Origin of the sequence: Paenibacillus sp. KS1, from assembly GCF_001680695.1 — a bacterium.
GTDB classification, from domain to species: Bacteria; Bacillota; Bacilli; order Paenibacillales; family Paenibacillaceae; genus Paenibacillus_B; species Paenibacillus_B suaedae.
Genome location: NZ_MAIS01000038.1, coordinates 1 through 13,026, shown reverse-complemented (window position 1 = coordinate 13,026; position 13,026 = coordinate 1). Strand labels below are relative to the sequence as shown.

Below are 13,026 nucleotides of genomic sequence, written 5' to 3'. Positions count from 1 at the left end.
ATCAATCATCGTATTCAGCATAATATGAGAATCGGCGCCTAATCATTAAACGACGTCGTAGCCCTGATCCTCAATTGCCTCACGGATTTGTTCCGGCTTTACTTTGGACTCATCATAAGATACGGTTACTTGCTTCGCAGCCAAATCAACCTGAGCGGTTGCACCCGTACCTTCTACTGCACGTTCTACTGCTTGCTTGCAGTGCCCGCATGTCATACCTTCTACTGTCCATGTTTCATTAACCATCTTACTTCCTCCTCTGTCGTCCATTCCTTAATGGAACAGGCCATGTTCTCATTTTAGTAATTTATGAATCGTTGTTAGCAGCTCGTCGATGACTTCTGGCTCCCCGTCTTGCAATCGCTCAACGACACAACTCTTCATATGCCCCTCGAGCAGCAATTTGCCAACTGAATGAAGTGCAGACTGGATGGATGCGATCTGATTCAGCACATCGTCACAGTAGGTATCTTTTTCAATCATGGATTTCACGCCTCGCACCTGACCTTCAATGCGATTCAAGCGGTGAACCAGCTTCTTCTTCATCTCATCCGAGTGATGACTCTTCCGCTTCCCGTCTGGAGTGTGGTGCTCGCACCCTTCTTCACTTGCATGGCAAGCATCTTCTGTACCAAAAGCAGCGGTCATCACGTCATCTACTTGTTCATCGATACGTTCGTTTGACATTTGTGTATCACCACCTCATGCATTAACTATACTATACCCCCCTACCCTATGCAAGCCCTTTTTTTGAAAGCTTGCTTTTGCAGCTAACGCAAATTTCTCGCTGTGGTAAATTAGGGTTGGTTATTTCTTCGGAAAATGGTTAAAATTTAAGTGTTAGTCTGGCTTCAGGCCCATTGTCTAACAGACGAACTTATTGTTACTACTTTCGAGGAGGCACACTTATTATGACCCAAATGACAAAAGTGTCCCGCGTCGCGTTGATCGGATCGGGCTTTGTTGGCTCCAGCTACGCGTTTGCGTTGTTCAATCAAGGGTTGGCCGCTGAGCTAGTCATTATCGACGCTAACCGCAAAAAAGCAGAAGGAGATGCGATGGACTTGAATCACGGTCTTCCGTTCGCATCCAATATGCGCATATGGGCTGGAGACTATAGCGATTGCAAGGACGCTGACCTCGTTGTCATTACAGCAGGTGCGAACCAAGCACCAGGAGAAACACGTCTTGATCTAATCGGCAAAAATGCGAACATCTTCAAATCAATCGTTACTTCCGTCATGGAGAGCGGCTTTGATGGATTGTTCCTGGTCGCAACAAATCCAGTCGATGTTCTTACATATGCAACCTGGAAATACTCAGGTCTGCCTGCTCATCGCGTCATCGGCTCTGGTACAATTTTGGATACCGCACGTCTGCGTTATTTGCTCGGCGAAAAAATCGGCGTCGATCCGCGCAACGTCCATGCCTACATTATGGGCGAACATGGAGACACTGAGCTCCCTGCGTGGAGCAATGTCAGCATTGGCGGCCAGCCGCTCGAGCACTATCGCAAGACACATGGAGAGCCGACACAGGAAGAATTGGATGATATCTTCCTGAATGTACGCGATGCTGCTTATCACATCATCGAGCGTAAAGGGGCTACCTACTACGGAATCGCAATGGGCTTGGCTCGCTTGACAAAGGCTATTTTGAAGAATGAGAACTCTGTGCTGTCCGTTTCTGCCTTACTGACTGGACAATATGGTCTGGATGATGTGTACATCGGCGTTCCTGCCGTCGTAAATCGCCAAGGCATCCGCGATATATACGAGCTTCACCTGTCTGAAGACGAGATGCAGAAGCTTCATCATTCCGCAGGCGTGCTTAAGCAAGCAATATCATCGGTATTCCCGAAATAGGGTTGGTTGTTGATTGTGAATAAACGAAAGGCGCACTGTCCGTAGACGGTGCGCCTTCCTAATTACGCATTCACAATCATTGTACGTACTTGCTCTGGAAGCTCCGCAGCCTCCTCCTTCGACAGGCCAGCTGTCAATACTGGAGGAAGAACGGTTACCTCCACATGAGCAGGACTGATCCAATTCCCATTCGCCTCCATCAGCTTGTAAGAACCCGATATCCGAACAGGCACAATAGGGATCCCTGTCTTCGTAGCGACGCGGAAGCCGCCATTTTTGAACTCACCGATGTGTTCACTCTTGCTTCGTGTTCCTTCAGGGAAGATGACGATCGGATGTCCACTTTCTACGAGCTTGCCCGCCTCATTCAGACTGTTCATGGCTTGGCGTACGTTGCTGCGGTCAACGAAGATACAGCGCAAGTACTTCATCCACACGCGAATGAACGGCAGCTTCGCCAGCTCTGCCTTGGCCATTAGCGCCTTCGGCTTGCCAACATGCCCAAGCATGATCGGCACATCGAAATTCCCTTGATGATTCGAGATAAAGACGGCTCCGCCTTCTGGGATATGCTCCAATCCTCGAACTGTTACCTTCGCACCGGCTACACGCAGCAATGAACGCGCCCATCTTCCGACCTGCTGGGCCGTGTACGCATCCAGCTCTTCATACCGTCCTTGCTTGTATAGTCGATTGGCCTTCCACATCCCAGGGATAATGAAAAGTAAATAGAGCCAAAAATAAATAAACCAAATCAATGTACGTATGAATTTCATGATGTGATGTAATTCCCTTCTACAACGTTTCGATTGCATGATGCCATTATTAAATCATTCCTGTTATGCACTTCAAGCTTGACCATCAAGCTATTCTATCAAACCAGTCAATCAAGCCACTCTTGTGAGCAAGGCACGCCCTCAACGGAATTCGCCGCAATGATGGCATTATGGACGGCATAAGCAAGCACCTCAGCTGCCCACATGCCCGCCAAATCAACAGAGGCGTCTATTCCGCCTGTTGTCATCGCGAACACTGTATCTCCGTCATACATCGTATGGACAGGATAAATGGTACGAGCCAAGCCATTATGCGCCATTTGTGCAATTTTCGTCATTTCGGTCTTTGTGAATGTTCCATTGCAAGCGACTGCGGCAATTGTCGTATTTGTCCCCGGCTTCATCGTCGCTTGGAAGGGATTAGCCAATTGCGTTAGGAAAGACAACGGATCAATGAACTGTCCTTTCTCATCCGCTCTTGCCCCAGCTAATGTCGTACCATGCTTCGGATGTCTCACTTCGCCAACCGCATTGACAGCAACAGCCGCACCAATGACAAGACCATTTGGCAATTGTACAGAAGCCGTACCAAACCCACCCTTCATTGCTCGTTCCACTCCCGCGAACTTGCCAAGCGTTGCACCTGCGCCAGCACCTACATTGCCTTCGGCAACCGCTTCAGATGTCGCATTCTCAACAGCCGCATATCCCATCTCTGCAGTTGGTACGACCGACGGATTACCTATCGCCAAGTCAAATAAAATAGCTGATGGAACAATTGGCACCTTGGCAACGCCGACATCAAGTCCAATCTCCTGCTCCTGCAATCGCTGCATAACCCCTTGTGCAGCAGCGAGTCCAAATGCACTTCCGCCGCTGAGACACAATGCATGAATATGCTGAACGAGAGCGGTTGGCTGCAGTAACTCCGTTTCACGGGTGCCAGGCGCTGAACCCCTGACATCAACGCCGCATACAGCCCCTTGTTCAGCTACAATGACTGTACAGCCTGTATGTGCCTCATTATCATGCGCATGCCCGACAACAATACCCGGTACATCCGTGATTGCGCCAGGATAGCGAGCAGGCTTGCCACCGAGTTTGATATTCCAATGGGAAGATTGCATATTCGCACCCTTTTCTGTCATCGTTGTTAGATGGCTATTTCCGATTCTCATGATTCGATGATTCATGAAGCGAGCCGCTGCGGGAATCATACGACATACATGATGCCCGTACCTCGCTGGTGACTCGTCGAACTTTGTACATTCATGCCGATTCATGCCTAATTCTGCGCTTTCCCGAGAAATAATAGGCTGTACTCTTCGAGTTCTGTCCAAGCCGCAACTATCATCTACAAGTTATAACCCAAGCCCCATTCCGTTCATCAAGAAGAGAGAGGAGCCCGCTGCTAGGGCTCCTCTTATTATTAATTATACGAGTCCGAATAGACGTCGGCAGCGGCCAGGACGATTCGCTCGGAATCGCTCGACATTACCTTGATCCATGATCGTGACGTATACTGTACAGCCGTCTTCGCCGCCGAATGTTACATTCGTGCAGTTGCTTCCATGGAGGCGGATCTCTTCTGTCACGGTTCCGTCTGGAGCAAGAACCGCGACTGTTCCTTTGCCGAAGCGTGCGACATACAGGTTGCCGTCAACATCACATCGCATGCCATCCAATCCAAAATCAGGGAACTGATGGAACAGACGCTTATTCGAGATGCTGCCATCCTCCTGAAGATCATATACCCAGATCCGTCGTTGAACCGATTCATTGATATAGAGCAAGCGTTCATCTGGGCTAACCTCGATGCCGTTGGTCGTACCCATCCCTGTTTCCAGGAGCGTCATTTCTCCTTCTGGGCGAATACGCCAGATTTGCCCTGTATCATCGGCCCACTTCGGATCGCTGGCAAACACAATATCATTTGCCATGATCGCAATATCGTTCGGTTGATTCATCGTTGGATCATGTGCCAGAACGTGCAGTTCCTTCGTCACGAAGGAATAGCGGAATACGTGATGCCCTGCATAATCCGCAATGCACATGTCTCCATTGCGAGTAAAGCGTATACCATTGCCAATGCATCCCTCAGGCAGCTCCAAGAATACGGAGCATTCGCCTTCTGGCGTTACCTTGCCAATCGTGCCCTGCCGTTCGTAATTGACAGCATACAAGTTGCCTTCCTTATCGCAAGCAGGTCCCTCTATGCCTTGTGTAAATCCATGCTGTGGCGTAAATACCTCACTGCTTCGCATCTGAATTCCGGATCCATCAAACGTCTGATTCATGCAATCTCACTCTCCCTATTCGCATGTACATCATTTACAACGTTAACGATCTTGCAAGTGATAGGACTGAACAGAAGCAAATCGCTATCACAGTTGCCCTTGCACATGACAGCGATTCTATTCCCGCTTCCTAGCCTGAATCTACATTACTCTCAATACGAACTTCTAGAAGCTTGTAAAGATTGTATAAATGAATCGATGAATGAACTTGTCCAACAACTGTTCCCGCTAATTAATCATGATCTTCCATATCACCGGCATCCATTTGGAATGTACGCCATTTTTCCTTCTCTTGAACATGTGATTCAATCATGTCGCGCTTCAGTTCCCAAGCCTTCGTGCTTACGTCAACATGATACTGCTCCGGATTCGACTTGCGCAAATATTCCGGCCAGAACAGCTGAAGCTGCTCCTTATGGTAATTACGGATTTCTTCCAGATTCGGACGCTCATAGACTAGTTTGCCGTCCCGATATACAGGTTGAAGCAGCAGTTCTGCTTCATAGTGCTCTACATACTTGTGCAAATATGGATGAATTGGATCGAACAACTTAATCTTTGCCCGACGTTTTACCTCATCTTCTTCAGAGAGACAAATGTAATCCGCAATTGCTTTTTTCTTCTTCTTATGAATAATGCGGTATACATCTTTCTTGCCTGGTGTCGTTACCTTCTCAGGATTAGCCGAAATCTTGATTGTCGGCTTCATCTCGCCGTTCACTTCACGCGATACGAGCTTGTACACTCCGCCAAGAGATGGCTGATCCGCTGCAGTAATAAGCTGCGTACCAACTCCCCACATATCCACGCGGGCACCCTGTGATTTCAAGTCCGAGATGGTATATTCATCCAGATCATTGGACGCACATATTTGTACATCCTTCAACCCAGCATCATCCAACAACTTGCGGGCTTGAATCGACAAATAGGCAATATCGCCGCTATCGAGTCGGATGGCTTGCAGCTTCTTCCCTTTCTTCTCCAGCTCCAGACCAATCTGAATAGCATTCGGTATTCCACTGTGCAGCGTATCATACGTATCAACGAGCAGCGTCACCTGATCAGGCAATGCTTCAGCGAACACTTGGAATGCCTCCTCCTCGCTCTCGAAGCTCTGCACCCATGCGTGTGCATGCGTACCTTTTGTCGGAATGCCGAATCTGCGGCCTGCCAGCATGTTGGACGTTGCATGAAAGCCTGCCAAGTAAGCGGCGCGTGCCCCCCATAGAGCTGCGTCGGCTTCCTGTGCACGACGTGTGCCGAATTCCATCAGAATATCAGTGGAAGCAACATGCTTAATGCGCGATGCCTTCGTTGCAATCAGTGTCTGGAAGTTCATGAAGTTCAGCAGTGCCGTCTCAATCAGCTGAGTCTCGAACACGCGTCCTTCAACGCGAATAAGCGGTTCATTCGCAAATACAAGCGTACCTTCCCGAACCGCGTCGATCTGTCCCGTAAAGCGGAAGTTGCGCAGTTCCTCCAGAAATGCTTCCTCGTACTGCTCCTCCTGCATGCCGAGATACTCAATATCTTCTGTTGTAAAATGCAAGCGTTCAATATATTCAACGATGCGCTCAAGGCCAGCGAACACAGCATACCCGTTATGGAAGGGCAGCTTGCGGAAAAAAGCTTCGAACACAGTCTGCTGATTGTGAGTGCCATTTTTCCAGTGTGCATACATCATATTAATTTGATATTTATCTGTGTGTAGGGCCATTGATGTATTCATCAGGTCATCTCTCTTTCTACCACTTACCAGTCATACAGTATGCGGCATTAACTATTCTGTGCGGTACCCACTTATAATCTGAGCACCGAGTGAATTGCGGAAGTGCTGTAGCGCCCATTCATGCGCATGCTCATTGAAGGTGGCGACAGCATCCTCATGGACAATAATCTTATATCCCATATTATAAGCATCTACAGCTGTATGAAGCACGCAGATGTCCGTACATACTCCAACTAAATGGACTTCTTCAATCTGTCTTGCTCGCAGTCTCATATCAAGATCCGTGCCGCAGAATGAGCTGTATCTGGTCTTATCCATCCAGTATACTTCGGATTGATGGCGTTCGTATACTTCAGCTACTTGACCGTATAGATTGCGCCCATCCGTGCCCCTAATATTATGCGGCGGGAACAGAGCCGTTTCAGGATGGTAGGGATCTTGTTCTTCGTGCAGATCAACCGCCATCGTCACGAAATCTCCAGCATTCACGAAGGAATCTACCAACTCCGCAACACGATTCTCAATATGTACGGCCGGTTCCCCGCATGGAAGTCGACCCACTACAAAATCATACGTATAATCTATGACAATCAATGCCTTCAATTCCGAATCCATCTCCTCTCCGAGACCTGATATCCGATAGTTAGCTTAACGTCATTATGACAAATCGGTGCTAAATGTCAACCTCCCGCGCGTTGACCTCTCACGTGGAAAGTCCCCGTTGCCATCGTGCCAAGCTCCCCGTGCTCATTCACTACCGTGCCTTGAAGCGTGAGCACACGCTTCGTTGCATGAACGACATGCGCCCTTACTTCCAATATGCCTGCCTTCATTGGTCGCAGAAAGTTCACATTCAGGCTTCCGGTAACAATATTCGGATCTTGCTTGTATTCGGAAGCGGCGATTCCCATCGCATTATCAAGCAGGGAGGACAACACACCGCCATGTACAATGCCTATCATATTCAAATGGTGAGCCTTCGCATCCAGCCGGAGGATCACTTCCTTCTCATCCGCATGAACGAGCTCACAACCCAAGTATCCCCAGAACGAAGACTGCGCACGTGCCTCTAATTCATCCCACTGCAGATTCTGCTCATTGCTCATGTTAGCCACCTCTCGATTCTTCCGCCATTATTTACCTAATAGTATACTAACATTATGCCCTTACTTCACTAACAAAATGTTGAAAGTAGAGAAGGCCGATCTCTATCAACGACCGGCCTTCCCCTTCTATCTTATCACAATGCATGCATAATGCGCAGCATCTACTCTTTGTCCTTGTCTGTATCATCTGATGCGATCCCATCCCGATGGCCATCGCGCTGCAGCCGGCGCTGGGCCTCTTCCTCCACTAGCTTGCGCCTTAGCACCTTGCCAACCATTGTTTTAGGCAGCTCCGATCGGAATTCAATTTGCCGCGGAATCTTGAATGCAGCGAGCTTAGCCCGGCACCATCCTTCCAGTTCCTTCTCTGTAATCGCAGCTCCTTCCACTGGCACGATGAAGGCCTTGACTGTCTCCCCCCGATAAGGATCCGGCACACCGATGACAGCTGCCTCTTTTACCTGCGGGTGCTCGAACAGCACTTCTTCCACATCGCGCGGGAACACTTTAAATCCGCTTGCATTGATCATTTCCTTCATCCGATCGACGATTGAGAAGAACCCGTCGGCATCCATCTTGGCCATGTCGCCAGTATGCAGCCACCCCTCTTTCAACACATCTGCCGTCTCCTCAGGTCGATTCCAGTATCCCTTCATGATCTGCGGCCCTCGTACAGCCAGTTCGCCAATGGCGCCGACTGGCATCGTCTCTCCAGTGTCTGGATTGACGATCTTAGCATCTGTATCGGGAAATGGAATGCCAATGGTTCCGATCTTCCGATATCCCCAGAGCGGATTCGCATGTGTAACCGGTGAAGCTTCCGTTAAGCCATAACCTTCAATTAACCGGCCTCCTGTAATGGCTTCGAACCGCTCTTGCACCTCCAATGGGAGTGGTGCAGAGCCAGACACGCACGCCTGCACAGACGATAGGTCGTACTGTGCTACCTCCTTATGGTGGTTAATTGCAATGTACATCGTCGGAGCTCCTGGGAAGATCGTTGCTCTTTCCTTATGAATGCACTCGAGCACCTGCATCGTATCGAACCGAGGCAGCAGAATAAGCTTGCTTGCCAGATGAATTCCTAAATTGAGCAGTACCGTCAAGCCGAAAACATGGAAGCATGGGAGTGCCGCAAGGAACGTTTCCTTGCCGCGCTGCGCGCGATAGAACCAATTTGACGTCTGCACCGTATTGGCAATCAAATTATAATGCGTCAGCATCACTCCCTTCGCTCTTCCGGTTGTGCCTCCTGTATATTGAATCATGGCGACATCCTGTTCGGCATCCACAGAATGCGCGCTCGTTAGGGGCGCACTTGATGCGAGCCATCGCTTATAGCGAACAACACCCGGAACATCAGGAATTGCGAGCGATTGGCCATCCTTCTTCATCTTCAATGGATACAACCAATTTTTGGGGAACGGCAAATAATCCCGAATAGAAGTAACAATCATGTGGTTGAGCTTCGTCTTCTGCCTCACATGAAGTACACGAGCAAACAGCAAATCCAATGTAATGATCGCGGTTGCTCCGGAATCCTCCAGTTGGTGGGCCAATTCTCCCTCCATGTACAGCGGACTCGTCATCACCGCAATTCCACCCATCATCAATGTGCCGTAATAGGCTATGATCATTTGCGGGCAATTCGGCAGCATGATGGCAACCCGCTCTCCTGCGCTCACACCAAGTGAGCGCAGGCCTCCAGCAAATTGATAGACAGAAGCGAGTAGTTCACGATACGTAAACGTCTTCCCCATAAACTCAATAGCTGCGCGCTCGGGGAATTCTGCCGCAGCCTTCTCTAGCAGGTGGGCCACATTATGCTTCGGATAGTCGAACGACGGTGCTACTTCTTCGGGATAATGGCGCAGCCATGGCCTTTCATCAGAATAGGCATTCATGATGCTACTCCCCTTCCTCGTTCTAGTTGCGCTTCACCATGCATCAGCGCATATTGATTGCTGCTCATTGTTAATCTAGACAACGGTGTAACGCTCGTTCGCAATAATGCGTGCAGCGATAGCCCGCTTCCGCGAGGTCAAGGATAATGGAGTGGCGCGGCTGAATTTCTTGAGCAGCGATAACTGCGTGCGAAGGGCATCTCCTGATGCTGCTTCTTGAAGCGTTTCTTTGGCTCTCTGTTCAATTACCTGAAGCGCATCACGAACGAACACCTGTGTCATTTGCAGAGCAAGCGCAGCCTTCTCTTCACCTAAGCGGCTAACCAGCTTATCCGTTCGTAGAATCGCGCTTTCTGCTGCGTAAATATAAATCATCATGTCTGCGAGAGCGGAAAGAACCTCCTGCTCTTGCTCGATGCGCGTACCATACTTCTGAACCGCCGTACCGCCCACAACGAGAAATGCAGTTTTCATTTGGTTCAACAACTTATAAAGTTCAGCCATTGGGCCATCTTCTTCGTCGCCAAGTGAAGGGCTGAATGCTAGTACCTCTTCCTGCAGCCGCTCTAGGCGCTCCATTAACGGAAGCTCGCCCTTTAATGCTTTTTTCAGCAAGGTGCCAGGAATAAGCAGTCGATTAATCTCATTCGTGCCCTCGAATATCCGATTAATGCGTGCATCACGATAGATCCGCTCGACCTTGTATTCTTGGATGTAGCCATAACCGCCATGGATTTGCACGCCCTCATCCGCAATCGTGTTCAGTGCTTCACTGCCAAATACCTTAATAATGGAGCATTCAAGCGCGAACTCCGCGATTGCTTTGGCCGGAGATACGCCTGCATGGGCTGAATCTTGCGCTCCCGTACTAGAAGAGCCATCATTGACGCCTTGCAGCATCGCATCAATATATCCTGATGTTCGATATACCATGCTCTCTAACACATAGGTCAGCGTATTCATCTCCGCGAGCTTCTTCCCAATAAGCGGGAAACTGCTGATTGGCTTGCCGAACTGTGTGCGAGCATTCGCATATGCGGAAGCCAACTGGATCGTCTCCTTCGCCGCACCCAAACAGCCTGCTCCCAGCTTGAATCTGCCTATGTTCAAAATATTAAATGCGATCAGATGCCCCTTGCCGATTTCGCCAAGCACATTTTCAATCGGAACACGGACATTATCGAAGTAAATCGGGCAGGTGGATGAGCCCTTGATCCCCATCTTTTTCTCTTCCGGCCCAACCGTAAATCCTTCCATGCTTCGCTCCACAATAAATGCTGTAAATTTCACACCATCTACCTTGGCATACACAATGAAAATATCTGCAAAACCTGCATTCGTAATATACAACTTCGATCCGCTCAGAATGTAATGAGTACCATCATCAGACAGCTTAGCCGTTGTTCGTGCGCCGAGCGCATCAGAACCGGATGCTGGTTCTGTTAGACAATAGGCAGCGATCTTAGCGCCTGTCGCCAATTCAGGCAAATACGTGCGCTTCTGCTGATCCGTTCCAAAGTACACAATCGGCAGAGTGCCGATGCCAACATGAGCGCCAATGGACAATGCGAAGGAAGATGCACGGGCCAAGTTCTCATTGACAATCGTAGAACTTACCTTATCGAGACCAAGCCCCCCATAGGCTTCTGGGATATCTGTCGCTAACAGTCCAAGCTCTCCTGCCTTGCGCATCAATTGAACAGTCAGCTCATAATTAAGATGTTCAATATCCTCATCATGCGGCAGCACATCTCCCTCAACAAATGCCTGGGTCGTGTCCGCGAACAATCGCTGCTCCGAAGTGAAATCCTCTGGTGTTACTACCCACTCCAGATTCGGCTCGTCAATGACGAAGCCACCGCCTCTTACACGCGTCGTAGACGCAGCTTCCATGCTTCATTCCTCCGATCCATCCTCATTCTTGTACCCGCCATCTTCCCGTCTGGTACGATTCATGCAGACAAGTCTATGTGCCGTTAATCCTCATCTGAATCTTTCGATGCGATTGCAAGATCCTCACCGTTCTCTTCACGCGGCGGCAGAACCTCAAATACGCCTGCAGCCCCCATCCCGCCGCCGATGCACATGGACACAACACCAAGACCACCACCTCTGCGGCGCAGCTCATAAATGAGACTTGTGGTCAGCTTCGCGCCCGTGCAGCCAAGCGGATGACCAAGCGCAATTGCTCCACCATTTACATTCACAATGCTGTCATCAAGTCCCAGCTCCTGAATGACCGCAAGGCACTGTGCGGCAAATGCCTCATTTACCTCATAGAGCGCTACCTCTTCCTTCGTGATTCCTGCAAGGCGAAGCGCCTTCGGGATAGCTTCAACTGGTCCGATGCCCATCACTTCAGGCGGGACGCCCGCAACGGCAAACGAACGGTATACCGCGAGCGGTTCCAACCCTAGTTCTTCTGCCCGCTCCCGGCTCATTACCATGACCGCGGCCGCTCCATCGCTATACGGTGAGGAATTGCCAGCTGTTACAGAGCCCTGTGCGGCAAAAGACGGCTTCAGCTTGCGCAACGTATCCTCATTTGTCTCTGGGCGAATGCATTCATCCATTCGGAAATCGATGGTCGTACTCTTCAGTTTGCCGCCTGCTTCCTCCCAAGTCCGCTTGGCCTGAACGGTCACCACTTCATCGTTGAATTTCCCGTTCGTGCAGGCTTGAACAGCACGTTGATGGCTCCTTACCGCATATGCATCCTGCATCTCGCGGGTTATGCCAAATTGCTTGGCGACCCGTTCCGCTGTGTGACCCATACTGATATAGATCTCAGGACGTTCTTCAGAGATAACCGGATGAGGAGACAGCTTGAAGCCTGTCATTGGAACATGTGACATGCTCTCCACGCCTCCGGCAATGATGACATCCGCAGCTCCCGTCATAATCCGCTCCGCTGCATAGGCAATTGCCTGCAATCCGGAAGAGCAGAATCGATTGATGGTGACCCCAGGAACCGTATGGGGCAGCCCTGCATAAAGCGCGATTGTCCTCGCTACATTCAGCCCCTGCTCCCCCTCCGGCATCGCACAACCGAGAATGACATCATCTATGTCATGCTTCTCTTGTCCTGGGGTTCGCTCCAGCACCGCCTCAATGACGGTCCGTCCCAAATCCTCCGCTCTCGTGTCAGCCAGTGCTCCACGCTTTCCCTTGCCTACTGCTGTTCTTGCTGCCGCAACGATGACCACTTCTCTTAATGCTTTTGCAGGCGTATCCGCTACCATGCATATCCCCCTCTCACCCAATTGCCTTCCAGCAACAGAAACCAATGCCAGCTATCACCGCCCAGTTGCTCTGTTGCTGTTCTGTTGTTCTGTTGTTCTGTTGTTCT

12 protein-coding genes are annotated in these 13,026 nt (G+C 49.9%); 1 reads left to right on the top strand and 11 read right to left on the bottom strand.

The window, feature by feature from the left end:
• Positions 1 to 45 precede the first annotated feature (45 nt).
• Both BBG47_RS14395 and BBG47_RS14390 read right to left on the bottom strand, forming a co-directional pair.
• The gene (locus BBG47_RS14395) at positions 46 to 246 is read right to left on the bottom strand and encodes a cation transporter (protein ID WP_021262381.1); all 201 of its coding nucleotides are present in this window, start codon (positions 244 to 246) and stop codon (positions 46 to 48) included.
• A gap of 48 nt (positions 247 to 294) precedes the next feature.
• Positions 295 to 687, bottom strand: coding sequence for a metal-sensitive transcriptional regulator (locus BBG47_RS14390; protein ID WP_083189303.1), 393 nt, complete (start codon positions 685 to 687; stop codon positions 295 to 297).
• Between the two features lie 224 nt (positions 688 to 911).
• On the opposite strand from BBG47_RS14390, the gene BBG47_RS14385 reads away from it, so the two are divergent.
• Complete coding sequence (locus BBG47_RS14385) at positions 912 to 1,865, top strand: L-lactate dehydrogenase (protein WP_065292260.1); 954 nt, start codon at positions 912 to 914, stop codon at positions 1,863 to 1,865.
• A 62-nt stretch (positions 1,866 to 1,927) separates the two neighbouring features.
• Here the strand turns inward: BBG47_RS14385 and BBG47_RS14380 are convergent, their stop codons facing one another.
• The 9 genes from BBG47_RS14380 to BBG47_RS14340 all read right to left on the bottom strand — a co-directional run bounded on the left by BBG47_RS14380 (position 1,928) and on the right by BBG47_RS14340 (position 12,919).
• A complete protein-coding gene (locus tag BBG47_RS14380) occupies positions 1,928 to 2,641 on the bottom strand; it encodes a lysophospholipid acyltransferase family protein (protein WP_065292259.1) in 714 nt (237 codons plus the stop codon).
• A 107-nt stretch (positions 2,642 to 2,748) separates the two neighbouring features.
• Entirely contained in the window at positions 2,749 to 3,768 is a 1,020-nt protein-coding gene (locus BBG47_RS14375) for a P1 family peptidase (RefSeq protein ID WP_065292274.1), read from the bottom strand.
• A gap of 306 nt (positions 3,769 to 4,074) precedes the next feature.
• A complete protein-coding gene (locus tag BBG47_RS14370; RefSeq protein WP_065292258.1) occupies positions 4,075 to 4,938 on the bottom strand; it encodes an SMP-30/gluconolactonase/LRE family protein in 864 nt (287 codons plus the stop codon).
• Positions 4,939 to 5,170: 232 nt separating this feature from the next.
• Entirely contained in the window at positions 5,171 to 6,667 is a 1,497-nt protein-coding gene (locus BBG47_RS14365) for a nicotinate phosphoribosyltransferase (RefSeq protein WP_175400541.1), read from the bottom strand.
• 51 nt (positions 6,668 to 6,718) lie between these two features.
• Positions 6,719 to 7,270 carry a cysteine hydrolase family protein gene (locus BBG47_RS14360; RefSeq protein ID WP_065292273.1) on the bottom strand — a complete coding sequence of 184 codons (552 nt, stop codon included), beginning with the start codon at positions 7,268 to 7,270 and terminating at the stop codon, positions 6,719 to 6,721.
• 77 nt (positions 7,271 to 7,347) lie between these two features.
• The gene (locus BBG47_RS14355) at positions 7,348 to 7,773 is read right to left on the bottom strand and encodes a PaaI family thioesterase (RefSeq protein WP_065292256.1); all 426 of its coding nucleotides are present in this window, start codon (positions 7,771 to 7,773) and stop codon (positions 7,348 to 7,350) included.
• Positions 7,774 to 7,934: 161 nt separating this feature from the next.
• The gene (locus BBG47_RS14350) at positions 7,935 to 9,677 is read right to left on the bottom strand and encodes a long-chain-fatty-acid--CoA ligase (RefSeq protein WP_065292255.1); all 1,743 of its coding nucleotides are present in this window, start codon (positions 9,675 to 9,677) and stop codon (positions 7,935 to 7,937) included.
• 75 nt (positions 9,678 to 9,752) lie between these two features.
• Entirely contained in the window at positions 9,753 to 11,570 is a 1,818-nt protein-coding gene (locus BBG47_RS14345) for an acyl-CoA dehydrogenase family protein (protein ID WP_065292254.1), read from the bottom strand.
• An 83-nt stretch (positions 11,571 to 11,653) separates the two neighbouring features.
• Positions 11,654 to 12,919: an acetyl-CoA C-acyltransferase gene (locus BBG47_RS14340; RefSeq protein ID WP_065292253.1), complete on the bottom strand. Its 1,266-nt coding sequence runs from the start codon at positions 12,917 to 12,919 to the stop codon at positions 11,654 to 11,656.
• Positions 12,920 to 13,026: the final 107 nt, after the last annotated feature.